General features: G+C 45.9%; 28 protein-coding genes. 27 read left to right on the top strand and 1 reads right to left on the bottom strand.

Annotated features, from left to right (window positions below):
• The first annotated feature begins 1 nt into the window (after window position 1).
• From DCC82_RS03065 to DCC82_RS03190, 26 genes are all read left to right on the top strand, one after another.
• Window positions 2-382 carry an ATP synthase subunit I gene (locus tag DCC82_RS03065; RefSeq protein WP_041269769.1) on the top strand — a complete coding sequence of 127 codons (381 nt, stop codon included), beginning with the start codon at window positions 2-4 and terminating at the stop codon, window positions 380-382.
• Window positions 382-1,092 carry a F0F1 ATP synthase subunit A gene (gene atpB / locus DCC82_RS03070; protein ID WP_108430232.1) on the top strand — a complete coding sequence of 237 codons (711 nt, stop codon included), beginning with the start codon at window positions 382-384 and terminating at the stop codon, window positions 1,090-1,092. The genes DCC82_RS03065 and atpB overlap by 1 nt, the downstream gene beginning before the upstream one ends.
• 57 nt (window positions 1,093-1,149) lie before the next feature.
• A complete protein-coding gene (gene atpE / locus DCC82_RS03075) occupies window positions 1,150-1,362 on the top strand; it encodes a F0F1 ATP synthase subunit C (protein ID WP_003253662.1) in 213 nt (70 codons plus the stop codon).
• 205 nt (window positions 1,363-1,567) lie between these two features.
• Window positions 1,568-2,086 (top strand): F0F1 ATP synthase subunit B, encoded by a 519-nt coding sequence (gene atpF / locus DCC82_RS03080; protein ID WP_041269768.1) that lies wholly within the window; start codon window positions 1,568-1,570, stop codon window positions 2,084-2,086.
• Entirely contained in the window at window positions 2,083-2,619 is a 537-nt protein-coding gene (locus DCC82_RS03085) for a F0F1 ATP synthase subunit delta (RefSeq protein WP_015865313.1), read from the top strand. Before atpF ends, DCC82_RS03085 begins: the two co-directional genes overlap by 4 nt.
• A 24-nt stretch (window positions 2,620-2,643) precedes the next feature.
• On the top strand, window positions 2,644-4,152 hold the full coding sequence (gene atpA, locus DCC82_RS03090) for a F0F1 ATP synthase subunit alpha (RefSeq protein ID WP_015865312.1): 1,509 nt from the start codon (window positions 2,644-2,646) through the stop codon (window positions 4,150-4,152).
• A gap of 79 nt (window positions 4,153-4,231) precedes the next feature.
• The gene (locus DCC82_RS03095; RefSeq protein WP_015865311.1) at window positions 4,232-5,089 is read left to right on the top strand and encodes a F0F1 ATP synthase subunit gamma; all 858 of its coding nucleotides are present in this window, start codon (window positions 4,232-4,234) and stop codon (window positions 5,087-5,089) included.
• Window positions 5,090-5,288: 199 nt separating this feature from the next.
• The gene (gene atpD, locus DCC82_RS03100; protein ID WP_015865310.1) at window positions 5,289-6,710 is read left to right on the top strand and encodes a F0F1 ATP synthase subunit beta; all 1,422 of its coding nucleotides are present in this window, start codon (window positions 5,289-5,291) and stop codon (window positions 6,708-6,710) included.
• A 25-nt stretch (window positions 6,711-6,735) separates the two neighbouring features.
• On the top strand, window positions 6,736-7,137 hold the full coding sequence (locus tag DCC82_RS03105; protein WP_041269767.1) for a F0F1 ATP synthase subunit epsilon: 402 nt from the start codon (window positions 6,736-6,738) through the stop codon (window positions 7,135-7,137).
• 183 nt (window positions 7,138-7,320) lie between these two features.
• Window positions 7,321-7,689 carry an NADH-quinone oxidoreductase subunit A gene (locus tag DCC82_RS03110; protein WP_015865308.1) on the top strand — a complete coding sequence of 123 codons (369 nt, stop codon included), beginning with the start codon at window positions 7,321-7,323 and terminating at the stop codon, window positions 7,687-7,689.
• Window positions 7,680-8,192 carry a NuoB/complex I 20 kDa subunit family protein gene (locus DCC82_RS03115; protein ID WP_015865307.1) on the top strand — a complete coding sequence of 171 codons (513 nt, stop codon included), beginning with the start codon at window positions 7,680-7,682 and terminating at the stop codon, window positions 8,190-8,192. The genes DCC82_RS03110 and DCC82_RS03115 overlap by 10 nt, the downstream gene beginning before the upstream one ends.
• 3 nt (window positions 8,193-8,195) lie before the next feature.
• Window positions 8,196-9,299: an NADH-quinone oxidoreductase subunit C gene (locus tag DCC82_RS03120; RefSeq protein ID WP_097354005.1), complete on the top strand. Its 1,104-nt coding sequence runs from the start codon at window positions 8,196-8,198 to the stop codon at window positions 9,297-9,299.
• Window positions 9,300-9,301: 2 nt separating this feature from the next.
• A complete protein-coding gene (locus tag DCC82_RS03125; protein WP_097354006.1) occupies window positions 9,302-10,402 on the top strand; it encodes an NADH-quinone oxidoreductase subunit D in 1,101 nt (366 codons plus the stop codon).
• Entirely contained in the window at window positions 10,399-11,400 is a 1,002-nt protein-coding gene (gene nuoH, locus DCC82_RS03130) for an NADH-quinone oxidoreductase subunit NuoH (RefSeq protein WP_097354007.1), read from the top strand. The genes DCC82_RS03125 and nuoH overlap by 4 nt, the downstream gene beginning before the upstream one ends.
• 19 nt (window positions 11,401-11,419) lie before the next feature.
• The gene (gene nuoI, locus DCC82_RS03135) at window positions 11,420-11,839 is read left to right on the top strand and encodes an NADH-quinone oxidoreductase subunit NuoI (RefSeq protein WP_015865303.1); all 420 of its coding nucleotides are present in this window, start codon (window positions 11,420-11,422) and stop codon (window positions 11,837-11,839) included.
• A complete protein-coding gene (locus tag DCC82_RS03140; RefSeq protein WP_062678121.1) occupies window positions 11,836-12,357 on the top strand; it encodes an NADH-quinone oxidoreductase subunit J in 522 nt (173 codons plus the stop codon). Before nuoI ends, DCC82_RS03140 begins: the two co-directional genes overlap by 4 nt.
• Entirely contained in the window at window positions 12,354-12,668 is a 315-nt protein-coding gene (gene nuoK, locus DCC82_RS03145; protein WP_015865301.1) for an NADH-quinone oxidoreductase subunit NuoK, read from the top strand. The genes DCC82_RS03140 and nuoK overlap by 4 nt, the downstream gene beginning before the upstream one ends.
• A gap of 57 nt (window positions 12,669-12,725) precedes the next feature.
• The gene (gene nuoL / locus DCC82_RS03150; RefSeq protein ID WP_097354008.1) at window positions 12,726-14,579 is read left to right on the top strand and encodes an NADH-quinone oxidoreductase subunit L; all 1,854 of its coding nucleotides are present in this window, start codon (window positions 12,726-12,728) and stop codon (window positions 14,577-14,579) included.
• Complete coding sequence (locus DCC82_RS03155) at window positions 14,579-16,105, top strand: NADH-quinone oxidoreductase subunit M (RefSeq protein ID WP_097354009.1); 1,527 nt, start codon at window positions 14,579-14,581, stop codon at window positions 16,103-16,105. Before nuoL ends, DCC82_RS03155 begins: the two co-directional genes overlap by 1 nt.
• 5 nt (window positions 16,106-16,110) lie before the next feature.
• A complete protein-coding gene (gene nuoN / locus DCC82_RS03160) occupies window positions 16,111-17,619 on the top strand; it encodes an NADH-quinone oxidoreductase subunit NuoN (RefSeq protein ID WP_097354010.1) in 1,509 nt (502 codons plus the stop codon).
• Between the two features lie 84 nt (window positions 17,620-17,703).
• Complete coding sequence (locus DCC82_RS03165) at window positions 17,704-17,946, top strand: DUF1146 family protein (protein WP_015865297.1); 243 nt, start codon at window positions 17,704-17,706, stop codon at window positions 17,944-17,946.
• 126 nt (window positions 17,947-18,072) lie between these two features.
• Window positions 18,073-18,834: a YwmB family TATA-box binding protein gene (locus tag DCC82_RS03170; protein ID WP_062678116.1), complete on the top strand. Its 762-nt coding sequence runs from the start codon at window positions 18,073-18,075 to the stop codon at window positions 18,832-18,834.
• 31 nt (window positions 18,835-18,865) lie between these two features.
• Entirely contained in the window at window positions 18,866-20,173 is a 1,308-nt protein-coding gene (gene murA / locus DCC82_RS03175; protein WP_015865295.1) for a UDP-N-acetylglucosamine 1-carboxyvinyltransferase, read from the top strand.
• A gap of 324 nt (window positions 20,174-20,497) precedes the next feature.
• Window positions 20,498-21,526: a stage II sporulation protein D gene (spoIID, locus tag DCC82_RS03180; RefSeq protein WP_097354011.1), complete on the top strand. Its 1,029-nt coding sequence runs from the start codon at window positions 20,498-20,500 to the stop codon at window positions 21,524-21,526.
• A gap of 124 nt (window positions 21,527-21,650) precedes the next feature.
• Entirely contained in the window at window positions 21,651-22,559 is a 909-nt protein-coding gene (spoIIQ, locus tag DCC82_RS03185; RefSeq protein WP_015865293.1) for a stage II sporulation protein SpoIIQ, read from the top strand.
• Window positions 22,560-22,687: 128 nt separating this feature from the next.
• Window positions 22,688-24,292 (top strand): gamma-glutamyltransferase family protein, encoded by a 1,605-nt coding sequence (locus tag DCC82_RS03190; RefSeq protein ID WP_097354012.1) that lies wholly within the window; start codon window positions 22,688-22,690, stop codon window positions 24,290-24,292.
• A 60-nt stretch (window positions 24,293-24,352) separates the two neighbouring features.
• Here the strand turns inward: DCC82_RS03190 and DCC82_RS03195 are convergent, their stop codons facing one another.
• Window positions 24,353-24,841 (bottom strand): BsuPI-related putative proteinase inhibitor, encoded by a 489-nt coding sequence (locus tag DCC82_RS03195; RefSeq protein ID WP_015865291.1) that lies wholly within the window; start codon window positions 24,839-24,841, stop codon window positions 24,353-24,355.
• Window positions 24,842-25,137: 296 nt separating this feature from the next.
• Here DCC82_RS03195 and spoIIID point away from each other — a divergent pair, with 296 nt between their 5' ends.
• Window positions 25,138-25,401, top strand: a complete 264-nt coding sequence (gene spoIIID / locus DCC82_RS03200; RefSeq protein ID WP_008880665.1) for a sporulation transcriptional regulator SpoIIID — start codon at window positions 25,138-25,140, stop codon at window positions 25,399-25,401.
• Window positions 25,402-25,517 lie beyond the last annotated feature (116 nt).

Below are 25,517 nucleotides of genomic sequence, written 5' to 3' on the forward strand. Positions count from 1 at the left end.
TATGGAACATATAATGCGAAATTTGCGAAAATATTCGTTGTTTCTCCTTTTGATGTATGCGGCAGGCTGGGGGATGACAGAGTATAAAACATTATTTTTGAGCTTGCTGTTCGGAACATCTATAGGATTTTATAGTGTGTGGTTATTAGCCAGCCGAGTAATGAAATTTGGACGAGCCGTAGCGGAAGGGAAGCGTGTTCGCTCACTAGGTACGTTTTCACGAATGGCGCTTGCGGCACTTGCTGCTTTAGTCGTATTGCAATTTCCGAACCATTTTTCCATTGCACCTGTCATATTGGGGTTAATGACACCTTATTTTGTCATTATAATAGATTATTTTCTGCACATACATAATGAGGCAAGGAAGCGAGGTGGTAACTAGTGCATCATGAAGCTCCTTTATATGAATTTCTAGGACTTACCTTTAACTTAGCCAACGTTTTGATGATAACGATCACTAGCGTGATTGTGTTCATCATTGCCGTTGCTGCTACGCGCAATCTTTCGATGAAGCCAACGGGAATGCAAAATTTCCTTGAATGGGTCGTCGACTTTGTCAAGGGAATCATCAAAAGCAACATGGACTGGAAAACGGGGGGGCGTTTTCATCTACTGGGCATGACCTTAATCATGTATATTTTTGTGGCAAACATGCTCGGTTTTCCGTTCTCTATCGTCATCGATGGAAAGCTATGGTGGAAATCACCGACAGCAGACCCTGTGATCACATTAACGTTGGCGATTATGGTTGTTGCGCTGTCGCATTATTACGGCATCAAACTTCGTGGATTCCAAGAATACGCCAAAGGCTTTGTCAGTCCAATGTGGATTTTATTCCCGCTTAAAATTATCGAAGAGTTTGCTAACACATTAACATTAGGTTTGCGTCTATACGGGAACATTTATGCTGGAGAAATTTTGCTTGCTTTATTGGCGGGTGGATTGGCTACTGGCGTTGGCGGTACGATCGCAGCGATCATTCCAACGATCGCTTGGCAAGCGTTCAGTATTTTCGTTGGCGCCATCCAAGCGTTCATTTTCACGATGTTAACAATGGTTTATATGGCGCACAAAGTGAGTCATGACCATTAATTTTTTATAAAAACAACTTCAATAAATTTCAATAAATACTAAAAGGAGGACTTTTCAATGGGTGTATTAGCTGCAGCAATCGCAATTGGTTTAGCTGCACTTGGTGCAGGTATTGGTAACGGTTTAATCGTATCTCGTACAGTAGAGGGGATCGCACGCCAGCCAGAGGCGCGCGGTATGCTTCAAACAACAATGTTTATCGGGGTTGCGTTAGTCGAAGCGATTCCGATTATTGCGGTTGTTATTGCCTTTATGGTTCAAGGGCGCTAATTTTTGCGTAGCGCTTGTTCATCAACGTTGGCAAGCAACGTAAAAATCGATAGGACAAGCAAAATCGTTCAATGATGGCGAAGATCATTCCATGCGAACCTTCGCCATTCCTTTATGTTCATTTCATCGTAAAAGATAACAATGACGCTCAAAAAGCGAGAAAAATAGGTCTAGAGGGCGACTCTTGAAGGGAGTGAAACGCGTAATGGCAAACTTTTTTGCATTAGGGGCTGCTGGGCATGGATTCAACGGCGGCGATATGTTATTCCAGCTAATTATGTTTTTATTATTAATGTTATTGCTCCGTAAATACGCGTTTGGTCCATTAATGGGCGTGATGAAACAGCGCGAAGAGCATATTGCAAACGAAATCGAACAAGCGGAAAAACATCGCAAAGAAGCGGAAAAGCTATTGGAAGAACAGCGCGAACTAATGAAGCAATCTCGCCAAGAGGCGCAGGAGCTCATTGAAAACGCGCGCAAAATGGCTGAGGAGCAAAAAGAGCAAATTATCGCGTCTGCCCGTGCGGAAGCAGAGCGTTTAAAAGAGACAGCGAAAAAAGAAATCGAACGCGAAAAAGAACAAGCGATGGCCGCGTTGCGAGAACAAGTTGCTTCACTATCTGTATTAATTGCTTCCAAAGTGATTGAAAAAGAGTTAACCGAGCAAGATCAAGCGAAGTTGATTAGCGAGTACATTCAAGAGGTAGGAGAAGGGCGATGAACAAAGAAATCATAGCAAAGCGATATGCGTTAGCTCTTTTTCAAATCGCCACGGAAAAGCAGCTTCTTGATCAATTAGAGGAAGAAATTCGCGCCGTTTGGCAAGTGTTTGCTGAAAACGATAAATTCTTATCGCTATTGACATACCCGAAGCTATCATTGGAAAAGAAAAAAGCGTTAATAAAAGAAACGTTCGCGGCGGTGTCAAGCCCGTTACGAAATACATTGCTGCTTTTGTTGGAACGTCATCGCATTGATATCGTTCCACAGCTTGCAGAGCAGTTTATCCATTTGGTGAACGAAGCTCGTGGCGTCGCTGAGGCGACCGCATATTCGGCTCGTCCGCTAACGGAAGAGGAAAAACGCGCACTTTCGGATGTGTTTGCGAAAAAAATGGGCAAAACGACGCTTCACATTGAAAATATCGTCGACCCAAGCTTAATTGGCGGCGTGAAGCTGCGCATCGGCAACCGCATTTACGATGGCAGCATCAGCGGAAAATTAGAACGAATTCAACGACAGCTTATCGGCTAAGATTTGAAGATAGGGGTGAAATGAATGAGCATCAGAGCGGAAGAAATAAGCGCGCTCATTAAGCAGCAAATCGAAAACTATGAGTCTGAAATTCAAGTAAGCGATGTCGGTACGGTAATTCAAATTGGTGACGGTATCGCGCGCGCCCATGGTTTGGACAACGTAATGTCTGGGGAACTTGTCGAGTTTTCCAACGGTGTCATGGGAATGGCGCTAAACTTAGAAGAAAACAACGTTGGTATCGTTATTTTAGGTCCATATACAGGGATTAAAGAAGGCGATGAAGTGCGCCGTACAGGACGTATCATGGAAGTGCCTGTCGGTGAAGCGTTAATTGGCCGCGTCGTTAACCCTCTAGGACAACCAGTCGATGGTTTGGGCCCAATCGAAACGACAGAAACCCGTCCAATTGAAAGCCCAGCACCAGGTGTTATGGACCGTAAATCGGTTCATGAACCGCTGCAAACAGGGATTAAAGCGATTGACGCATTGGTGCCAATCGGCCGCGGTCAACGTGAGTTAATCATCGGAGACCGTCAAACAGGGAAAACATCGATTGCGATCGACACGATTATCAACCAAAAAGATCAAAATATGATTTGTATTTACGTTGCGATCGGACAAAAAGAATCAACGGTCCGCACGGTTGTCGAAACATTGCGGAAACACGGTGCGCTAGATTATACGATCGTTGTGACGGCATCTGCATCACAACCAGCGCCACTATTGTTCCTTGCGCCATATGCCGGTGTAACGATGGGCGAATATTTCATGTATAAAGGTCAGCACGTGCTTGTTGTTTATGACGACTTATCAAAACAAGCGGCGGCTTACCGTGAGTTGTCACTATTGCTTCGCCGTCCACCAGGCCGTGAAGCATATCCAGGGGATATCTTCTACTTGCACTCTCGCCTCTTAGAGCGCGCAGCAAAATTAAGCGATGCCAAAGGCGGCGGTTCGTTAACAGCGCTTCCGTTTGTCGAAACGCAAGCTGGTGACATTTCTGCTTACATTCCGACGAACGTCATCTCCATTACAGACGGGCAAATTTTCTTGCAATCTGATTTGTTCTTCTCCGGCGTTCGCCCGGCGATTAACGCTGGTCTTTCCGTATCCCGCGTCGGTGGTGCGGCACAAATTAAAGCGATGAAAAAAGTATCGGGTACGCTTCGCCTTGACTTAGCGGCGTATCGTGAACTTGAAGCGTTCGCACAGTTCGGTTCAGACCTTGATAAAGCGACGCAAGCAAAGCTCGCACGCGGTGCTCGTACGGTAGAAGTGTTAAAACAAGACTTGCATGCACCGATTCCAGTAGAAAAACAAGTGGCGATCATTTACGCGCTTACTCACGGTTTCTTAGACGACATTCCAGTCGAAGATATTCGCCGCTTTGAAAAAGAATTCTTCTTATGGCTCGACCAAAACGGCCAACACTTGCTTGAACATATTCGTACAACAAAAGAACTTCCAAACGAAGAAGATTTCAACAAAGCGATCGAAGCGTTCAAGAAAACGTTTGTTGTTTCTCAATAAAGCAGGACGGAACAGAAGGATGACGGCTTCTGTTCCTCCTCTATTCTAGATTTCGTGCATAAAAAAGGTGGTGAAACCTTTGGCATCCTTACGCGACATTAAGAAGCGCATCAACGCGACGAAAAAAACAAGCCAAATTACGAAGGCGATGGAGATGGTTTCCGCTTCGAAGTTAAACCGCGCGGAAATGAACGCGAAATCGTTTGTTCCATATATGGATAAAATGCAAGAAGTCGTTGCGAACATCGCCCTTGGTGCCGGCAATGCGACACATCCGATGCTAGTGACGCGCCCGGTGAAAAAGACAGGCTATTTAGTGATCACATCGGATCGCGGCTTGGCGGGAGCGTATAACAGCAACGTTCTTCGCACTGTGTACCAAACGATTCAACAGCGCCATCAATCTCCAGATGAATATGCGATTATTGTCATTGGACGTGTCGGTTTAAGCTTTTTCAAAAAGAGAAATTTCCCGGTCATTTTAAATATTACTGGGCTGCCGGATCAACCGTCTTTTGCGGATATTAAAGAAATTGCGAATAAGGCGGTCGGATTGTTTGCGGATGGTACGTTTGATGAGTTGTATATGTACTACAACCATTACGTCAGTGCGATCCAACAAGAGGTGACAGAAAGAAAGCTGTTGCCGTTAACGGATTTAGTCGATAACAAACAACGGACAACGTATGAATTTGAACCTTCTCAAGAAGAAATTTTAGATGTGCTTTTGCCGCAATATGCCGAAAGTCTTATTTACGGTGCGCTGTTAGATGCGAAGGCAAGCGAGCATGCAGCGCGGATGACGGCGATGAAAAACGCGACGGACAACGCGCACGAGCTTATTCGTACGCTTACTCTTTCCTACAACCGTGCTCGTCAAGCAGCGATTACCCAAGAGATTACGGAAATCGTGGCGGGAGCAAACGCGTTGCAATAACGGTAAATTGGAAGCTGCAATTATATAAACGCAACTTGATATTTCATCTTATCGAAAGAATTTTCGACTGTCGGAGGCAAGTCGATAACTTGCCTTCGTCACGCATAAGCGCAGTCGAAAAAATAGATCGCAAAAGTAGAATTTTCAAGTTTCACTATATAGGTACTGCTGTCCAACTAGCAAGTTAGGAGGGAAAACGATGACAAAAGGACGCGTTATTCAAGTTATGGGTCCGGTTGTAGACGTAAAGTTCGAAAACGGACATCTTCCTGCGATCTACAACGCTTTGAAGATTCAACATAAAGCGCGTAATGAAAATGAAGTCGACATCGACTTAACATTAGAAGTAGCACTTCATCTTGGCGATGATACGGTTCGTACGATTGCAATGGCATCGACAGACGGATTGATTCGTGGAATGGAAGTCATTGACACAGGTGCGCCAATTTCCGTTCCAGTCGGAGAAGTTACCCTTGGCCGCGTATTCAACGTCTTAGGGGAACCGATCGACATGCAAGGGGAAATTCCAGATGATGCGCGTCGTGACCCAATCCATCGTCCAGCGCCAAAATTCGAAGAGCTTGCAACAGAAGTAGAAATTTTGGAAACAGGTATTAAAGTCGTTGACTTGCTTGCTCCATACATTAAAGGTGGAAAAATCGGTCTATTCGGCGGTGCTGGTGTAGGAAAAACGGTCTTAATCCAAGAACTTATTCATAACATTGCGCAAGAGCACGGTGGTATTTCCGTATTCGCCGGCGTAGGGGAACGCACTCGTGAAGGGAACGACCTTTACCATGAAATGAAAGATTCCGGCGTTATCAGCAAAACGGCGATGGTATTCGGACAAATGAACGAGCCGCCTGGTGCGCGGATGCGCGTAGCGTTGACAGGATTAACGATGGCGGAATACTTCCGTGACGAGCAAGGACAAGACGTGCTGCTCTTTATCGACAACATTTTCCGTTTCACGCAAGCTGGTTCTGAGGTTTCGGCGCTATTAGGCCGCATGCCTTCTGCCGTAGGTTATCAACCGACGCTTGCGACAGAAATGGGTCAATTGCAAGAACGGATCACTTCTACAGCCACTGGTTCTATCACATCGATTCAAGCGATTTACGTACCAGCGGACGACTACACAGACCCAGCGCCAGCAACAACGTTCTCTCACTTGGACGCAACGACGAACCTAGAGCGGAAACTTGCGGAAATGGGTATATATCCAGCAGTGGATCCACTTGCGTCCACATCTCGCGCGCTTGCGCCTGAAATCGTTGGTGAAGAACATTACCAAGTAGCGCGCAAAGTGCAACAAACATTGCAACGTTATAGAGAATTGCAAGATATTATCGCGATTCTCGGTATGGATGAGCTATCCGATGAAGATAAACTCATCGTTCATCGCGCTCGCCGCATTCAATTCTTCTTATCGCAAAACTTCCATGTCGCGGAGCAATTTACAGGCCAACCTGGTTCTTACGTGCCTATTAAAGAAACAGTTCGCGGCTTCAAAGAAATTTTGGAAGGAAAATACGATCACATTCCAGAAGATGCTTTCCGCTTAGTAGGGCGCATTGAAGAAGTTGTTGAAAAAGCGAAGCAAATGGGCGTAGAAGTTTAATTGAGGGACATAGGAGGATTTCATGATGAAAACGATCAAGGTCAGTGTCGTTACTCCTGATGGCCCGGTATATGAAGCGGACGTAGAGATGGTAAGCACGAAAGCAAAAAGCGGAGAGCTTGGAATTTTGCCAGGACACATTCCGCTTGTCGCTCCGCTTGAGATCAGTGCGGTTCGTCTTAAAAAAGGCGGAGAAACAAAGTATATCGCTGTCAGCGGCGGATTTCTCGAAGTTCGTCCTGATAAAGTGACGATTTTGGCACAATCAGCGGAAAAAGCGGAAGATATCGATGTAGCACGTGCAAAAGCGGCGAAAGAACGCGCGGAACGGCGTCTGCAAAGCAAGCAGGATGATATCGACTTTAAACGTGCGGAACTGGCACTAAAACGGGCGATTAACCGCTTAAACGTAGCAAACATGAAATAAAAGACGGGAGGAAATCGTTTCCCCCGTCTTTTTTTATTGTTATCGCTGTCGTTATAAGTAAAAATGGATGGTCTGTCGACACTTCTGGATATAAATGTTATAATGGCACTGGGATAATTCGTAATTGTGTAATATTTCAAAACAATATAAAGTAGCATAATAATGAAGGGAGCGAACGGCATATTGTGGAACGTATACGTTAATAACTATGTGATTGTTTTTGTATTTTTGTGTATCGGCATTTTGCTTCCTGTTGGCGCATTAACAATAGGACGATTTCTACGTCCACACGTTCCGAGTGAGGCAAAGCAAACGACTTATGAAAGCGGTAACAATCCGTTCCATGACTCGCGTGTTCAGTTTCAAGTTCGTTACTATATGTTTGCACTATTATTTGTCATTTTTGATGTCGAAACAGTGTTTTTATATCCATGGGCAGTCGCTTATAACAAACTAGGATTATTCGCTTTAGTGGAAATGATTATTTTCGTGTTGATGCTCGTTCTTGGGCTTGTCTATGCTTGGAAAAAGAAGGTGTTACAATGGATGTAAAATGGTTGGACGTACCGGAAGGAGATACGGAAGAGTTAAAGCGCAACGTGTTTTTCACTACACTGGAACAATTAAAGGCGTGGGCCCGCAGCAATTCTCTATGGCCGTTAACGTTCGGTCTTGCCTGCTGCGCGATTGAAATGATGGGAGTCGGTGGAGCTCATTATGATTTAGACCGGTTCGGCTCCTTTTTCCGTGCGTCTCCAAGACAGTCTGATGTCATGATTGTATCCGGAACGGTGACGAAAAAGATGGCGCCAATCATCCGCCGTTTATATGATCAAATGCCAGAACCAAAATGGGTCATTGCCATGGGGTCATGCGCAACGGCAGGGGGGCCGTATGTGAAATCATATAGCGTCGTCAAAGGAGTAGATCAAATCGTACCAGTTGATGTATATATTCCTGGTTGCCCGCCGAATCCAGCGGCGTTAATTTACGGGATTAATAAATTAAAAGAAAAAATTCGTTATGAAGCAAAGACGGGGAAGAAGGTGCTGTAATCGATGAGTGAAGAAAAAGATTTACAGCAGCGGAAAAAAGAAGCGGCAGAGCGAGCGAGACAGTTGGCTCGCGAACGATTAGCGGCGAAACGAGCCGCTGAACAAACTGAACAGCCGCTCGAAGAACCAAAAGTTCCAACCGAAGAAAAACTTGCCGAAGATGATCTCACCCTTGCGAAGAAGAAAGCAGCAGCGGCGGCGAAAGCCAAAGCAGCGGCGTTGGCGAAACAAAAAGCAAAAGAAGCGCAGCAGGCAGAAGGAGAAAACCAAGAAACAGCCGAAGATGATCTGGCGCTTGCGAAGAAGAAAGCAGCAGCGGCAGCGAAAGCCAAAGCGGCGGCGCTAGCGAAGCAAAAGGCAAAAGAAGCAGCGGGCGACGGAGCGGAAGATGACCTTGCCAAACAAAAAGCGATTGCGGCAGCGAAGGCGAAGGCGGCAGCCGCTGCAAAAGCCAAAGCAAAAGCGCTGGCAAAACAACAAGCAAGCGGCACCGCTGGCGAAAACGATGATGATCTCGCAAAAGCGAAAGCAAAGGCAGCAGCGGCAGCAAAAGCCAAAGCAGCGGCTGCGGCGAAAGCGAAAGCCGCAGGAGATTCGGAGCCAGCAGTGAAAAAAGAAGAAACTCCATCGCCAAATCAGCCGCTTCTTGATAAATACGTCAAAGTGATTCGCGAACATCTCGGCGAAGATGTGCTAGAAGATGCCTATATTAACCGCCTTTCCAAAGATGTTCCGACATTGGTCGCAAAAAAGGATACATATTACAAAATCGCCGAGTTTCTAAAATATAACGAACAGCTTAGTTTTGATTATTTGTCGGAGTTGCATGGAACGGATTTCCAAACACATATGGAAGTATATGTGCACTTATATTCTTATAAAAAACAACAAGCTGTCGCATTAAAAGTGAAAATCGACCGCGACCAGCCGGAGATTGATTCGCTCGTTCCGCTTTGGCAGGGGGCAAATTGGCCGGAATGCGAGGCGTACGACCTATTAGGAATCCGCTTTAAAGGGCACCCGAATTTAATCCGTATCTTTTTAGGAGAAGATTGGGTCGGATATCCGCTTCGCAAAGATTATGAACCATACGACGCGGAGGTATAACTATGCTTCGGACGGAAGAAATGATTTTAAACGTAGGACCGCAGCACCCGAGTACACACGGAGTTTTCCGCCTCATTTTAAAAATAGATGGAGAGATCATTCAAGAAGCGAAACCTGTCATCGGCTACCTCCACCGCGGAACGGAAAAGTTAGCAGAAAACTTACAATATACGCAAATCATCCCGTATACGGACCGGATGGATTATTTATCGGCAATGACCAATAACTATGTTATTTGTCATGCAGTGGAAACAATGATGGGCATTGAAGTTCCGGAACGAGCGGAATATTTGCGCGTTTTGGCAATGGAACTTGGCAGAATCGCCAGCCATCTTGTCTGGTGGGGGACGTATTTGCTCGACCTTGGTGCCACAAGCCCGTTTTTGTACGCATTCCGCGAGCGGGAAATGATTATTAATCTATTAAACGAGTTGTCAGGGGCGCGACTGACGTTCAATTACATGCGCGTCGGCGGCGTGAAATGGGATGCGCCGGATGGATGGATTGAAAAAGTAAAACAATTTGTCCCGTATATGCGGGAAAAACTCGCTGGTTATCATGACCTTGTGACAGGAAATGAAATTTTCCGCCATCGTGTCATCGGTGTTGGCAAATATACGAAAGAAGAGGCGATCAATTATTCGTTAAGCGGCGTAAACTTGCGTTGTACCGGCGTGAAATGGGACTTACGGAAAAACGAGCCGTATTCGATTTATGACCGTTTTGATTTTGACATTCCGATGCGGGAAGAAGGAGACTGCCTTGCCCGTTATGAATGCCGCTTGGCGGAAATAGAAGAATCATTAAAAATCATCGAACAAGCATGTGAACAATTTCCAAAAAGCGGAGAAATTATGGGGAAAGTGCCGCGCATCATTAAAGCGCCGCCGGGAGAGACATTTGTCCGCATTGAATCACCGCGCGGGGAAATCGGCTGTTACATCGCCAGCGACGGAAAGAAAGAGCCGTACCGCATCAAATTCCGTCGGCCGTCGTTTTACAATTTGCAAATACTCCCGAAACTGTTAAAAGGGGAAAATATTGCGAATGTGATTGCGATTCTTGGCTCGATTGATATTGTGCTCGGGGAGGTCGACGGATGATGGAACAATTGCTGAATTCTGCTCCAAGCTGGACGAATCTCGTGATCTTCTTCGGACTTGGTCTTGCCTTGTTGTTTGCCGTTCTTGCTTTTGTGACGTATGGCATTTTAGCGGAACGAAAAGTCATGGGATTTATGCAAGGCCGTTACGGCCCGAACCAAGTCGGAGGCCGATGGGGGCTATTGCAAACGGTCGCGGACGTATTAAAGCTGCTTTTAAAAGAAGATACGATTCCAAAAGCTGCTGACAAGCCGTTATTCATTTTAGCGCCGATTATCGCTTTTGCGCCGGCGTTTATGGTATTGGCGACATTGCCGTTTACTGACGCATTTCAATTTGCCGATATCGGCGTTGGCCTGCTTTATTACATTGCCGTTTCGGGACTGACGACGATCGGCGTTGTGGCCGGCGGATGGGCATCGAACAATAAATATGCGCTCATCGGCGCAATGCGTGCGGCAGCACAAATGATTTCCTATGAAATTCCGCTTGTTGTGTCTGTGCTTGGCGTTGTTTTGCTAACGGGCAGTTTAAATTTAAACGATATTGTCGAAGCGCAAAAAGATGTATGGTATATTTTCATACAGCCAATTGCGTTTATCGTATTTTTCATTGCTGCTGTCGCGGAGTTAAACCGCACTCCATTCGACTTGCCGGAAGCGGAATCAGAGCTTGTTGCCGGGTTTCATGTCGAGTATTCCGGTTTTCGTTGGGCATTCTTTATGCTTTCGGAATATGTGTATCTTTTTGCTATGGCAGCGCTTACAACGATATTATTTTTAGGTGGATGGCACCCGGTGATGTTTTTAGATTTCATTCCAGGAGCGGTTTGGTTTGCGTTAAAATTCAGCATCGTTGTTTTCGTCCTGATTTGGTTCCGTGTGACATTTCCGCGCCTTAGAGCGGACCAGCTCATGGAATTAGGATGGAAAGTATTGTTTCCTGTGGCGCTTGCAAATATTTTTGTTACCGCGCTGATACAAGAACTATTTTTCTAATAAGAATGGGGTGGCATGCATGATCGGTTTAGCCAAAGGGTTGGCATATACCCTGAAAAATTTAACTCGGGAAAAAGTAACGTACGACTATCCGAATGAACCGCTTCCCCTTCCAGATCGGTTTCGCGGCATTCAAAAATTTTATCCCGAAAAATGTATTGTTTGCAATCAATGTGCTAATATTTGTCCAACAGACTGTATTCAATTGACAGGAAAAAAGCATCCGGATCCGACGAAAAAAGGGAAAATCATTGATACGTACAGCATTAACTTCGAAATTTGCATTTTATGCGACCTTTGTACAGAAGTATGTCCGACAGAAGCCATCGTCATGACGAACAATTTTGAGCTGGCGGAATATAGCCGCGATGCCCTTTATAAAGATTTGGCATGGCTCGATGAAAACGACGCCAATGTCCGAAAGGAGAATAAGCCGTGAGCGGAGAATATCTCGCCTTTTTAGTGCTTGCCCTCGTCGCAATCATCGGCGGAGTGCTCATGCTGAATTTAACGAAAGTCGTTCATATGGTCATCGCGCTTGTGTTTACGTTCATCAGCATCGCGGGCCTTTACGTGCTCTTATCAGCGGAATTTATTGCTGCTGTGCAAGTGCTTATTTACTCTGGCGCCATTACCATTATCATGCTGTTTGGCATCATGTTGACGCGCCATCGGGAGGAAGAAAAAGAAGAAACGACAACAGGCGGATTTTGGCGAAAAACATTCACCGCCATCGCGGTCTTTGCCTTTGGCATCGCCGTTTATCTCGGCATTTATCAGCTTGATTTTGGCGAGGAAGCCGCAAATCTCCATGAAAACAATACGGAACAAATCGGCCTCGCCCTATATTCTCATTATATCATTCCGTTTGAAATTACATCGATCATTTTGCTTGTGGCGCTTGTCGGCGCGATTATACTAGCGAAAAAAAATGATAAGGGGGCGCCAAAAAAATGAGCTCCGTTCCATTATCCGTATATCTGGTACTTGCGCTCATCTTGTTTTGCATTGGGCTGTATGGAGCGCTCACCAAACGAAATACAGTGATTGTGCTCATTTGTATTGAGTTAATGCTGAATGCCGTCAATATTAATTTAGTCGCTTTTGCGAAATACGGGGCTCATCCCGGTATTGCCGGACAAATTTTCGCCCTGTTTACCATCACGGTGGCAGCTGCTGAAGCCGCGGTGGGACTCGCGATTTTAATGGCGCTTTATCGCAACCGCAAAACCGTTCATATCGATGAAATCGATTCGATGAAGCATTAAAGCAAGAAAATGCAAAGAGCTCTTCAAGCTCTTTGATCAAAAGGGGACTGTGATACCATGATGGAAATGGCTTGGATTGTGCCGCTTTTTCCGCTGTTTTCCTTTTTCTTATTGCTGCTTTTCGGAAAACGAATGAAAGAAGCGAGTGCTTATGTTGGAATACTAGCGACGTTCATTTCTTTCCTTGTTTCTGTCGCTGTGCTGTTTGACCGCATTGGTGGTTCGACTTACAAAGCAGAACAAGTATGGCTTGCGATCGGCAGCACGAAATTGACAGCTGGATTTGAGGTGACGGCGCTAAACGCATTAATGCTTGTCGTTGTCTCCCTCGTTAGCTTTTTAGTACATATGTATGCAAAAGGGTATATGCGCGGCGATGAGCGGTTCTCGGTTTTCTATGCGTATTTAGGGCTGTTCACGTTTGCGATGCTCGGTCTTGTCGTTTCGCCGAATTTATTGCAGACGTATATGTTTTGGGAACTGGTTGGTCTTGGTTCGTTTCTATTAATCGGATTTTATTTCTATAAAGAAGAAGCGAAAGCGGCTGCGAAAAAAGCGTTTATTATGACGCGGATCGGCGATGTCGGCTTTTTTATCGGCATGATTCTATTATTCTGGCAAGTGGGCAGTTTTGAATATGATGACATTTTTAAAGCCGTGCAAGACGGAACGCTGTCGCAGACGATGGTGACCCTAGCGGCGATTCTCATTTTCGTGGGAGCGATCGGAAAATCTGGCCAGTTTCCGCTTCATACGTGGCTTCCAGATGCCATGGAAGGTCCGACGCCAGTTTCGGCGTTGATCCACGCGGCCACGATGGTAGCTGCAGGGGTTTATTTAGTGGCTGCGCTGTTCCCGTTATACGAAGCAAGCGAAACGGCGATGCTGACGGTCGCGGTTGTCGGGGGATTTACGGCGATCTTTGCGGCGTCGATTGGACTTGTGCAAACCGATATAAAGCGCGTGCTTGCCTACTCAACGGTAAGCCAGCTCGGCTACATGATGCTTGCACTCGGTTCGGGAAGCTATGTAGCGGGAATATTCCATTTGACGACACATGCATTTTTTAAAGCGCTCTTGTTTTTAGCGGCAGGAAGCGTCATTCATGCCGTCGGCACGCAAGACATTGAAAAAATGGGCGGACTTTGGCGGAAAATGCCGCTTACCGCGCCGCTATTTCTAGTCGGAACGCTGGCCATCAGCGGGGTCCCGCTTTTATCAGGATTCTTTAGCAAAGATGAAATTCTTGCCGCCGCTTGGACGAATGGTCATGTCGTTTTATTCTGGATTGCGGTTTTTGCTTCGTTTTTCACCGCGTTTTATATGTTCCGTCTCTTCTTCCTTGTCTTTAGCGGCGAGGGGCGGCATGAAGCGGAGGAAATTCATGAATCGCCAGCGGTTATGACGTTTCCGATGCTCGTCTTGGCCGTGCTTGCCGTCATTTCCGGGTACATTCATACTCCATGGTTCGGGACATTTCTCGGCGATTGGCTGACAGATGGCCATTATGCTCACAAAGAAGCGCCAAGCTGGATTATGGTCGTTGCTGCCATCGTTTCGTTGCTTGGCATTTTCCTCGCGTGGCTGATGTACGGAAAACGTTCGCTTGCGAGAGATTGGCTTAGCTCGCGCGTTCCGTTTGCGTACAACGTGTTATGGAATAAATATTACATCGATGAATGTTATGCGTGGACGGTTGGCTATGCGGCAAACGCCATTAGTCTATTATTCTATTATATTGATCGCTTTATCGTAGAGGGAATGGCCAGTCTCGTTGCAGCGGCAGTAAACACGGTTGGTTCAATCGGATCGCGGCTGCAAAACGGGCAAGTTCAAATGTATGGCGCGGTGACGTTGATCGGCCTTACGCTTCTCGTCGTCATTCTCGCGTTCACAGGGGGGTATTTATAATGAATGGAACGTATTTTCTCTCCCTTCTCGTTTTCTCCCCGCTTGTTGGCATTCTTTTGCTTGCGTTTGTACCAAAAACGCAAGAGCGGACGATAAAATGGCTCGGTTTTTTATCTACGCTGCCATCGCTGATTTTATCGCTATTTGCCTTTGTACAATATTTGCGGGGCTACCGCCTGGAACATTTGGCAGAAAAACACGATTGGGTTCGCTTCGCGGATTTTCCGTTTTTAACGGAGTCCACGTTCGCCATCCGTTATGAGCTGAGCATCGACGGCTTTTCGCTTGTCATGATCGTGCTTACGTCGCTATTGGCGACGCTTGCCGCCGTCGCCTCCATTCATATCAAAAAAGAGTGGAAAGGCTATTTCATGCTCTTTCTTCTATTAGAAATCGGCATGCTTGGCGTGTTTGCGGCAGGAAATATGATTTTATTCTTTATCTTTTTAGAAATCACACTCGTTCCGATGTTCTTTTTAGTTGGAAAATGGGGCGGTTTTGAACGGGAGCGCGCCGCATACAGCTACTTGCTTTACAACGGGATTGGTTCGGCGATTTTACTGATTGCCATTATCGTTTTATTTGCCCGCACCGGGACGTCCAATATCGAGTTGGTAAAAGAAATGCTTCATAACCCGGCGGTCGAGGCGCAGCTTGTCGCGCCGATTTCAAACGATTTGCGCTTAGGATTGTTTATTGCATTGTTGATCGCATTTGGGATTAAGCTGCCGATCGTTCCGTTTCACCGCTGGATTTTGCGGGTGCACGTACAAGCGCCGCCGTCGATTGTGATGCTGCACTCCGGCGTGTTATTAAAAATCGGGGCGTACGGTTTGATTCGGTTCGGCATCGGTTTATTCCCAGATCAATTCCGCGATTTCGCTTTTTGGATTGCGATTTTAGGGGTTGTCAACTTATTGTACGGAGCGTTTTTAGCGTTCGTCCAAGACGATTTTAAAATGGTGCTTGCCTATTCGAGTGTTTCCCATATGGGAATTGTGCTCATTGGATTGGGAGCTCTGAATGAAGCAGGGATTCAAGGGGCGATTTTCCAGGCTGTTTCCCATGGATTTATTTCCGCATTGCTGTTCTTGCTCGTCAGCATTTTATACGAACGAACGAGTACGACGATGATCGACCGTTTAGGAGGGCTGGCGAAAGTGATGCCGCTGACGGCGGGATGCTTATTGGCAGGAGCGATGGCGTCGCTCGGATTGCCGGGAATGTCTGGGTTTGTAAGTGAGTTTACCGCATTTTTAGGTTTGTTTAAAACAGAGCCGGTCGTTGCGGCGATCGGTGCGCTCGGCATTATCATGACCGCGGTTTACCTGCTTCGCGCCGTATTGAACATGACGTTTGGCGCCTCCAAGCGCGATGATGTACAAGCGCTTGATATGAGCCTGGCGGAAGCGATTCCGGTGTTCGTATTGCTCGCATTGATTGTGATGATCGGCGTATATCCGCATATTTTAGCGAAACCATTGCAAGCGACGATTGAAATGATGATGAACGGGTTAGGAGTGTGAGAGAAATGAGCATGCATACATTATTGCAATATAAATGGGAGATGATGACACCGGAATTCATCGTTCTTGGAACGGCGCTCATTCTCTCGCTGATGGACCTGTTTATGCCGGATGATAAAGACCGCCGTCCGCTTGCATGGATTGCTTTTGTTGGAGTTGCCATTGCGTTGATCGCGACAATCGGACTGATTCCGGCCAAAGCAGTTTCGATTTTGAACGATACGTTTCGCTTAGACGCGTTTGGCAAAGCCTTTAAGCTTCTTTTATTAGCAGGCGGAGCGCTTTCGCTGTTGCTTGCGTTTGATTATCGCCCAAAAGAAGGGTTAAAAGATCGCGGGGAATTCTACTATTTATTGCTTTGCGCCTTGCTTGGCGCGATGATCATGGCCTCTAGCGGCGATTTAATCACCTTATTTGTCGGGCTAGAGCTATTATCGATTTCCTCTTATATCTTGGCGGGAATACGAAAAACATCGATGCAGGCAAACGAATCGGCGATGAAATATGTGATTAACGGCGGGATTTCGACAGCGATTACGCTGTTTGGGATGAGCTATATTTTCGGCTTAACAGGCACGACGAACATAAAAGAAATTGCCTTAGAGGTACAGAAGCTAACCGATAGCGGATACCAATACATCTTGGCGATTGCGTTCTTGATGATGCTTGTCGGTTTATCGTTTAAGATTTCATCCGTTCCGTTCCATATGTGGACGCCGGATGTCTATCAAGGAGCGCCGACTCCTGTTACCGCGTTTTTAAGCGTCGTTTCGAAAACGGCCGGGTTTGTCATCGTTTTACGATTGTTTATCACCATCTTTACCCAAGCGCCGGCGCAAGGAAAAGATCCGTCTTCGCTATTGTTTTCGATGCAGGATTATATCGCCTTTTTAGCCGGGGCAACGATGATCATTGGAAATACGATAGCGTTAAAGCAGCGGAGCATGAAGCGGCTGTTTGCTTATTCGAGCATTGCCCACGCCGGATATATTCTTGTCGGTTTTGCGGCGATGTCATGGGTCATGATCGATTCGATTTGGTTTTATTTGCTTGCGTATTTGTTCATGAATCTTGGCGCATTTGCGATATTGCAACGAATATCTGACGAAGCCGATTCCGATGATCTCAGCCATTTTGCCGGCCTTTATCAGCGAAACCCGCTTTTAGCGGTTGCGATGGGAATTTTCTTGCTGTCGCTTGCGGGAATCCCGGGTACGGCTGGTTTCATCGGAAAATTGAACATTTTCCTTGGGGCGCTCATGACAGAGCCGGGTCATTATGTGCTTGCCGCGGTGATGATCGCTGCAACGGTTATATCGTATGTATACTATTTTGGCATTTTTGTGCAAATCTTTTTCCGCCCTGCCGATGAGACATCATCGGTGAGACTATCGATCGGGCTGACGATCGTTGTTGTCATTTGCGCGCTTGGCACGTTGCTATTCGGTGTCGTTCCAGGGCTAGCTTATCACTTTCTTGAACAATTCGATCACTTTAGCGATTTCCTTCAATAGCGTTACAATAAAGGGGGTTATTCCCCTTTCTTCTTTTATCGCCAAACCGCGAAGTAATGGATGGAAAGAAAGGAGTGAAAAACGATGATGCCCATGCTGGGCCAGCAGGCGTTAGTAAGCATTGTTGTCCATCTCGTGTTTATCGCCATTACGTGGTGGACATTACAAGGAGTTCGGCTCGAGATGATCATCAAACCAAACCGTGTATTTCAGGGACGATTGCTTTATATTTTATTGACGATTATGATCGGTTCGACGGTGGCCAACTTTTTTCTTGACTATTTATCATGGTCAAAACAACTCCCGTTTCTATTTGGAGGCGAGTAATGCCATATTACTCGCTTTTTTTTTAAACTGACAGCGCTTTCATTTTTGGTTATTGTCGATTTTTTTTATGTATGTTCACTTCCGATCTGGCAACAATAACAATTAAGGAGAGGAAGTGAAACGGATATGAAAAAAAGACAAGTGCGTCCATTCATTTTTTTATGGACATCATTATTTATCATGATTATTGGAATGTATCAATATTCATCCGGAGAAGCGATGGGGAACGAGTCCCTTCAGCCATTAAAAACGATCGCGCGCGTTTTAGAAGACAATGAAGTAGAAATTGAACAATGGACTGTTTACACAAGAGAGTATGCCCCGCATATTCGAAATGATGCAACTTTTTTTAAAAAGCTAGACGAACTCAAAAACGAAAACCGCGCCTTTCATTGGCATTTTGAGGCAAACCACCATATGAAAAAAGCAACGGGTATATACAACCGCCCCTTCTTTCAAGAAAAAATTCAACTCGTCATGACCGACACAAAGGACAAGCCCCAAACGTATATCCTCTATGAACTCAAAGGAGTAGGTTGGAGCAGAAAAATATGGGAAAAAATTGTCGAAACGATAGAGAAAAAGTCGAGCCAATTATTTGTGAAGCAGCCTACATTTTTCACTTGTATCAAAGGGGATTTCAGTGATAATATGGAAGGTGGTTTGTTCTACAATGCTTTACATCTTCTAAGAGAATTTCAAGCAACACCAGTTGAATCATTACAAGAAGAGTCATTTGTTTCCCTGTCTGCATATACTGGGCAGTGGGAATACGTTCTTCCAACTAGCAAACATCAGCCGATGAACATTCAACTTGCATTGCGAGAAAGATTGGGCGGGAAGACGGCTGTCGTCATTGGAACCCCAATCATTACGATTGAATATTAATATAGAGAAATTGGACGCGGAGGGGAATACCTTGGAAAAGATCATCGTCCGTGGCGGAAACCGGTTAAGCGGCACCGTAAAAGTAGAAGGAGCGAAAAATGCCGTTTTGCCTGTGATCGCCGCAACATTATTAGCCAGTAATGGGAAAAGTGTTATTCATGATGTGCCTGCTCTTTCCGATGTATATACAATCAGTGAAGTACTGCGTTATTTAGGCGCGGATGTAAAAATAGAGGAAAATACGATCACTGTCGATGCGTCGCAAGAGCTAAAGTTCGAAGCGCCGTTTGAATATGTGCGTAAAATGCGGGCATCGGTGCTTGTGATGGGATCATTGCTTGCCCGAAATGGCCGCGCCCGCGTCGCGCTGCCAGGAGGCTGTGCGATCGGTTCGCGCCCGATTGACCAACATTTAAAAGGCTTTGAAGCGATGGGCGCCCACGTAAAAGTCGGAAACGGATTTATTGATGCCGAAGTAAAAGGAAGATTGCGCGGCGCAAAAATTTATTTAGATTTTCCAAGCGTTGGAGCAACAGAAAATATTATGATGGCCGCGGTATTAGCGGAAGGCACCACCATTATTGAAAACTGCGCCAAAGAACCGGAAATTGTCGATTTGGCAAACTTTTTAAATGCAATGGGAGCGAAAGTGCGCGGAGCTGGAACCGGCACGATTCGCATCGAAGGGGTAGACCAGCTGACTGGCACGACTCATACGGTTATTCCTGATCGCATCGAAGCAGGTACGTTTATGGTTGCTGCGGCAATTACAGGCGGAAACGTCCTTGTACAAGGTGCTGTTCCAGAACATTTAAGTTCCTTGATTGCCAAAATGGAAGAAATGGGTGTCACTATTATCGAAGAAGGAAATGGACTGCGGGTAATAGGTCCAGAAAAATTAAAAGCGGTGGACATTAAAACAATGCCGTATCCAGGTTTTCCAACGGATATGCAGTCACAAATGATGGCATTGCTGCTTAAAGCAGAAGGTACCAGTATGGTTACGGAAACGGTATTTGAAAACCGCTTTATGCATGTGGAAGAGTTTCGCCGCATGAATGCCGACATTAAAATTGAAGGACGTTCTGTTATTATTAACGGTCCTTGCAATTTGCAAGGCGCGGAAGTAGCTGCTACCGATTTGCGGGCAGCGGCAGCGTTAATTTTAGCCGGCTTAGCGGCGGAAGGCTATACGCGCGTGACGGAATTAAGACACCTCGACCGCGGATATGTTCGCTTTCATGAGAAACTAGCGGCGCTTGGTGCCGACATCGAGCGTGTCAATGACGAAAGCGAAACGGCGGCAGAGGATGTAAAAGTGAAGGATCTCAACATATAAAAATAAAAACGACCGTCAACTACATATGTAGTGAATGGTCGTTTTTATTTTTTTGGCATTGGAAAAGCTGCCGCCATGTCCCGAGCGATTCTTGCTTCATGCGCGCGCAAGAAAGCATCTCTGTATACGGCGAAAAATACACGTCCTATCAGATGCAAAGGAGCGAATGAAAAGAAGTTGTCATATATACTTGTCCGAGCCCATAACTATATAACGAACAAAAGCACAAACCAAGTGTCCCTAAGTGCAAATATGCAGCTAGCGCCTAACTGGGAACGGATATACGCTTGTGCTTGGAAAATGAATATTGGGGGCTCGGAGTATATGAAACGTATAAAACCACTTATCGCACTCCTTTCTTTTTTATTTGTCGTCGTATTGCTCATTCCAACAGTGCTAGTAATTCCATTTAACGACGGTGAGGTTGGAAAATTGGCTGAAGAGCTTCGCAAACAGGAGAAAGTGCCAAACGTAAAAGCAACCGAAAACGGACCGGCCGTGGAAGTAGCGGTATACCGCAGTAAAGAAAAGCGGATTGAACGGATTCCGCTTGAACAATATGTCATCGGCGTTGTCGCAGCGGAAATGCCGGCGGAATTTGAAATGGAAGCACTAAAAGCACAAGCGCTTACCGCCAGAACGTACATTGTCAAACAATTATTAAATGATCAACCAATCAGCCTGCCAAAAGGAGCGAATGTGACTGATACGGTCATGCATCAAGTGTACTACAGCAATGACGAATTAAAGCGTCTATGGGGAAGCGATTATGAATGGAAAATAAAAAAGATTACAGAAGCGGTACAAGCAACAAGCGGGCAAATTTTAACATACGACAATAAACCGATTGAAGCGTCGTTTTTTTCAACAAGCAACGGTTTTACCGAAAATTCCGAAGCGTATTGGCAAAACGAATTTCCATACTTAAAAAGCGTTGCTAGCCCGTGGGATAAAAAGTCGCCCAAATTCTATCACCAAAAGGTAATTTCGGTGGCGGAATTTGAACGAAAACTAGGAGTGAAACTACCGGAAAACGGCTCGGTTGGCGTTATTTTATCGCGTACGCCGGGGAAACGTGTCGACGTTGTAGAGATTAACGGGAAAAAACTAAAAGGAAGAGAAGTACGAGAAAAATTAGATTTAACATCCACCGATTTTACGTGGGTTCGAAAAGGCGATCAAATCGTCATCACGACAAAAGGATACGGGCATGGTGTCGGCATGAGCCAATACGGCGCCAATTTTATGGCGAAGGAAGGGAAGACATACGATCAAATCGTCAAATATTATTATCGGGGAGTGAAAATTTCTTCTGCGACCGCTTTTTTAAATAAGCTGACGGTGAAAAAATAGAGGCCAAGATGCCTCTATTTTTTTGCATAAAATCACGTATTTTTTCAAAAAATAAATGAAAAAATTGTTTTTTCGTGTATATATTTTCCTCTTTCTGTTCAAAATGGTTGCTGAGGTGATGAACATGAGAGAGGAAGAAAAGAATCCAATTTCTCCAAAGAAACCAAGTTTACAACGTTTGTTCAGAAAGCGTTGGGTGTTTCCAGCTATCTATTTAACATGCGCCGCCCTCATTGTAGCAGGAGCGCTCTGGTTCCAAAACAAACAGGACGAAAAAACTAAAAAAGACGAATACGAATACAGCCAAGCAGGCACTTCGCAACAAAATGAGCCGGCCGTTCCAGTCAACGAAGCGGTAGAAAAATTCACGATGCCGGTTCTTGATCCAAATTCCGTGGAAATCCAAAAACCGTTCTACGATTACCATGCGTCAAAAGAAGAACAGGAAGCAGCTCTTGTCTTTTATGATAATACGTATCATCCAAACCGCGGAATCGATATCGTGAGAAAGGACGGCAAAGCGTTTGATGTTACTGCTTCGTTAAGCGGTACAGTAACCAAAGCGGAAAAAGACCCGATTTTAGGTCATGTCGTGGAAATCGAGCATGAAAACGGCATCGTCACCGTTTACCAATCGCTTGCCGATGTGAAAGTGAAAGCTGGAGATACGGTAAAACAGGGACAAGTGATCGGAAAAGCGGGGCAAAGCCAATTTAACCAAGAAGCCGGCATTCATGCTCACTTTGAAATCCGCAAAGACAATAAGCCGGTCAACCCGATCGATTACATTGACCAACCGTTTACAGCGCTAACGGAACAAAAAGCTGGAAACGAAAACGCGACTGAACAAAACAATGCAACGTCAACCGATGAACAAACAAAAGAAAACGAACAAACAACATCTGATGAACAAAGCCAGTTGAATGAAGAAACACCGTCAACGGAACAATCAACCGATGAAGAAACAACGACACCGAGCGATGAACAATCTTACAAAACGCCAGACGCCTCGATCGGCATGGCAAGAACGTAAACCATCGCCTGTTTCCTTCCTATTAGATGGAGGGAAGCAGGCGATTTTTTTATAGAACTATAAAAAAAGGAAAAACATTTCGGAAAGCGAATAATAGCGATAGATTCACTGGTATAGGGGGGAATGCAATGGACTATTTACACTATCCGTATCCGTCACAGCGGATGACGACGTTTGCGGCAAACGGCATGGTGGCGACATCACAGCCGCTCGCGGCGCAAGCGGGGCTAGAAATACTAAAAAAAGGCGGAAATGCCATCGATGCGGCGATTGCGGCCGCCGCGTGCTTAACGGTGGTGGAGCCAACATCCAACGGCATCGGCAGCGATGCGTTCGCGATCGTTTGGACGAACGGAAAGCTTTATGGATTAAATGCAAGCGGGTACTCGCCGAAGTCGATTTCTATCGAAGCAGTAAAAGAGCGCGGATATAAAGAAATTCCAAAACACGGCTGGATTCCGGTCACCGTTCCTGGTGCGCCGGCGGCGTGGGCCGCGTTATCCGAACGATTCGGGAAGCTTCCGCTTACCGAAGTGTTAAAACCCGCCATTGACTACGCGGAAAACGGCTATCCGGTTTCCCCGACGTTAGGGAAGTACTGGCAGGCCGCATTTCAAACATATCAAAAAATGTTAAAAGGCCCGGAGTTTGCCAGCTGGTTTGAAACGTTCGCGCCAAACGGACGCGCTCCAAAAATCGGGGAAATATGGGCGTCCAAACATCATGCCAATACGCTTCGCCTCATTGCGGAAACGAATGCGGAAAGCTTTTACCGCGGCGAATTAGCGGAAAAAATCGCGGCCTATTCCAAACAATATAACGGCTTTTTAGACATCGATGATTTAGCGGAATATGAAGTGGAATGGGTCGAGCCGATTTCGGTTCATTACCGTGGTTATGACGTATGGGAAATCCCGCCGAACGGACAAGGCCTTGTCGCCTTAATGGCGCTGAATATCATGAAAGGGTTCGCCGTTCCAGAAACGCCAACGGTCGCGACATACCACCAGCAAATCGAGGCGATGAAACTGGCGTTTGCCGACGGACGGGCGTATATCACGGACCGCAAGCATATGGAGCATCGCGTCGAGGAATTGTTGTCTGATTCGTTTGCCGAAACGAGACGGGCGCTTATTGGCGAAGAAGCATTGCTTCCAAAGCCGGGAACGCCGCCAAAAGGAGGGACGGTCTATTTAGCAGCGGCGGACGGCGACGGCAATATGGTGTCGTTCATTCAAAGCAATTATATGGGATTTGGCTCCGGCCTTGTTGTTCCAGGTACAGGCATCGCACTGCAAAACCGCGGGCATAATTTTTCCTTTGATGAACATCATGTAAACCGGCTGGCCCCAAGGAAAAAACCGTACCATACGATCGTTCCAGGGTTTTTGACGAAAGGAAACGAGCCGGTAGGACCGTTCGGCGTCATGGGCGGATTTATGCAGCCGCAAGGGCATTTGCAAGTCGTGATGAACATGATTGACTTCCATCTCAATCCGCAAGCGGCGCTCGATGCGCCAAGATGGCAATGGGTCGAAGGAAAAAAGGTGCTCGTCGAACCTCAGTTCCCTCGCCATATTGCCGAAGCGCTGGCACGAAAAGGGCATGAAATCCATGTTTCCCTCGATTCCGGGACATTCGGGCGCGGTCAAATCATTTGGCGGAATCCGCGCACAGGAGTGCTCGCGGGCGGTACAGAACCGCGCACGGATGGAACGATCGCCGCATGGTAAAAGTAAATTATCTTAAAAACGAAACCTGCCTTGTTGGAAAGAGGCAGGTTTTTCCTATGCTTATTCTACCGTAAACATAATCGTCGCTTTTGCGTTTGGCCAATTTTTATCCGCAAGCCACCATTCGAGCTTGTAATTTCCTTTTGGCAAATCGGCAAACGTTTCGGTAAAAACGAGCGCTTCGCCTGGCTTTAACGGACGTTCTTCATAAATTTGCGTAAACATTTTCCCTTCGCTGAACTGTTTCACTTTTTTTCCGTCGCGGTACAAAATGTAATCATATTTTTTTCCGCTCGTAAACGTCACTGTTTGCACGCGATTGGTTTGATTTTTTACCGTAAACGTCACCACGTAATTTCCATCTTTTTTCTCATACGTTAATGAAGGTTTGAGCGTCCCATTGCTCATCCCTCGCTCTACTTGCGATTTTGCTTGCGAAGCCTCCTCTTTTGCCTTTGGCCGTTCTCCTCCATTGTTGGAAAAAAGCATACCGATTGCCGCCACCCCCACAGCGATGACCGCTAGCCCGATCATCCGCCCTTTTCCCATAAAGCTCACTCCTTTCTATATATAGTCGTCCCCATTTTTCATCTTGTTACAAGAAACGAAAAAAATTATGAAAAAATCCTTGTCCTCCTTGATATTTCTGGCATATATGCCCGATTTGTCTAATAAACTGTTACAAATTGAACAACAACGAGAGTGTTTGAGGTGGGGATCGTTCATAACAGCACGGATACAAGCTCTAGATATTTTCGAAATGCACAAGCAGAAGTGGTTTTCATCATCCACGAGGCGAGTCTCATTTCACACTCCTCACATCCAACTTAGGGAGGGCGAGTGGTGTGCACGATTACATCAAAGAGCGTACTATCAAGATTGGAAAGTACATCGTGGAGACGAGGAAAACCGTTCGCGTGATCGCGAAAGAATTCGGGGTTTCCAAAAGTACGGTTCACAAAGATTTAACAGAGCGGCTCCCTGAAATTAACCCGGAGCTGGCACAGGAAGTCAAACAAATTCTCGATTACCATAAATCGATTCGCCATTTGCGCGGGGGGGAAGCGACAAAGAAAAAATATAAAAAACAAGCCGTGAAAAATAACTAGGAAGTTTTCCACCTTGCGTCATACCTTCGTAACAAAAATAGTATGATTCTCCTAATAAAATATGGTAAAATAATCAATTAGGAGTGATTCGAGGGTAGAGGCAAGGAGGATCATAT

It is taken from the genome of Geobacillus sp. LYN3 (assembly GCF_003064505.1).
Taxonomy (GTDB): domain Bacteria; phylum Bacillota; class Bacilli; order Bacillales; family Anoxybacillaceae; genus Parageobacillus_B; species Parageobacillus_B toebii.

Excerpts from the sequence above, each read along its gene's own strand:
- DCC82_RS03125 (WP_097354006.1), top strand. The coding sequence starts at position 9,302 with ATGCTTCGGACGGAAGAAATGATTTTAAACGTAGGACCGCAGCACCCG.
- DCC82_RS03105 (WP_041269767.1), top strand. The coding sequence starts at position 6,736 with ATGAAAACGATCAAGGTCAGTGTCGTTACTCCTGATGGCCCGGTATAT.
- atpA (WP_015865312.1), top strand. The coding sequence starts at position 2,644 with ATGAGCATCAGAGCGGAAGAAATAAGCGCGCTCATTAAGCAGCAAATC.
- nuoN (WP_097354010.1), top strand. The coding sequence starts at position 16,111 with ATGAGCATGCATACATTATTGCAATATAAATGGGAGATGATGACACCG.
- spoIIQ (WP_015865293.1), top strand. The coding sequence starts at position 21,651 with ATGAGAGAGGAAGAAAAGAATCCAATTTCTCCAAAGAAACCAAGTTTA.
- DCC82_RS03085 (WP_015865313.1), top strand. The coding sequence starts at position 2,083 with ATGAACAAAGAAATCATAGCAAAGCGATATGCGTTAGCTCTTTTTCAA.
- nuoK (WP_015865301.1), top strand. The coding sequence starts at position 12,354 with ATGAGCTCCGTTCCATTATCCGTATATCTGGTACTTGCGCTCATCTTG.
- DCC82_RS03170 (WP_062678116.1), top strand. The coding sequence starts at position 18,073 with ATGAAAAAAAGACAAGTGCGTCCATTCATTTTTTTATGGACATCATTA.
- DCC82_RS03120 (WP_097354005.1), top strand. The coding sequence starts at position 8,196 with ATGAGTGAAGAAAAAGATTTACAGCAGCGGAAAAAAGAAGCGGCAGAG.
- DCC82_RS03115 (WP_015865307.1), top strand. The coding sequence starts at position 7,680 with ATGGATGTAAAATGGTTGGACGTACCGGAAGGAGATACGGAAGAGTTA.
- nuoI (WP_015865303.1), top strand. The coding sequence starts at position 11,420 with ATGATCGGTTTAGCCAAAGGGTTGGCATATACCCTGAAAAATTTAACT.
- nuoL (WP_097354008.1), top strand. The coding sequence starts at position 12,726 with ATGATGGAAATGGCTTGGATTGTGCCGCTTTTTCCGCTGTTTTCCTTT.
- spoIID (WP_097354011.1), top strand. The coding sequence starts at position 20,498 with ATGAAACGTATAAAACCACTTATCGCACTCCTTTCTTTTTTATTTGTC.
- DCC82_RS03155 (WP_097354009.1), top strand. The coding sequence starts at position 14,579 with ATGAATGGAACGTATTTTCTCTCCCTTCTCGTTTTCTCCCCGCTTGTT.
- atpE (WP_003253662.1), top strand. The coding sequence starts at position 1,150 with ATGGGTGTATTAGCTGCAGCAATCGCAATTGGTTTAGCTGCACTTGGT.
- atpF (WP_041269768.1), top strand. The coding sequence starts at position 1,568 with ATGGCAAACTTTTTTGCATTAGGGGCTGCTGGGCATGGATTCAACGGC.
- DCC82_RS03065 (WP_041269769.1), top strand. The coding sequence starts at position 2 with ATGGAACATATAATGCGAAATTTGCGAAAATATTCGTTGTTTCTCCTT.
- atpD (WP_015865310.1), top strand. The coding sequence starts at position 5,289 with ATGACAAAAGGACGCGTTATTCAAGTTATGGGTCCGGTTGTAGACGTA.
- nuoH (WP_097354007.1), top strand. The coding sequence starts at position 10,399 with ATGATGGAACAATTGCTGAATTCTGCTCCAAGCTGGACGAATCTCGTG.
- DCC82_RS03190 (WP_097354012.1), top strand. The coding sequence starts at position 22,688 with ATGGACTATTTACACTATCCGTATCCGTCACAGCGGATGACGACGTTT.
- DCC82_RS03165 (WP_015865297.1), top strand. The coding sequence starts at position 17,704 with ATGATGCCCATGCTGGGCCAGCAGGCGTTAGTAAGCATTGTTGTCCAT.
- DCC82_RS03195 (WP_015865291.1), bottom strand. The coding sequence starts at position 24,841 with ATGGGAAAAGGGCGGATGATCGGGCTAGCGGTCATCGCTGTGGGGGTG.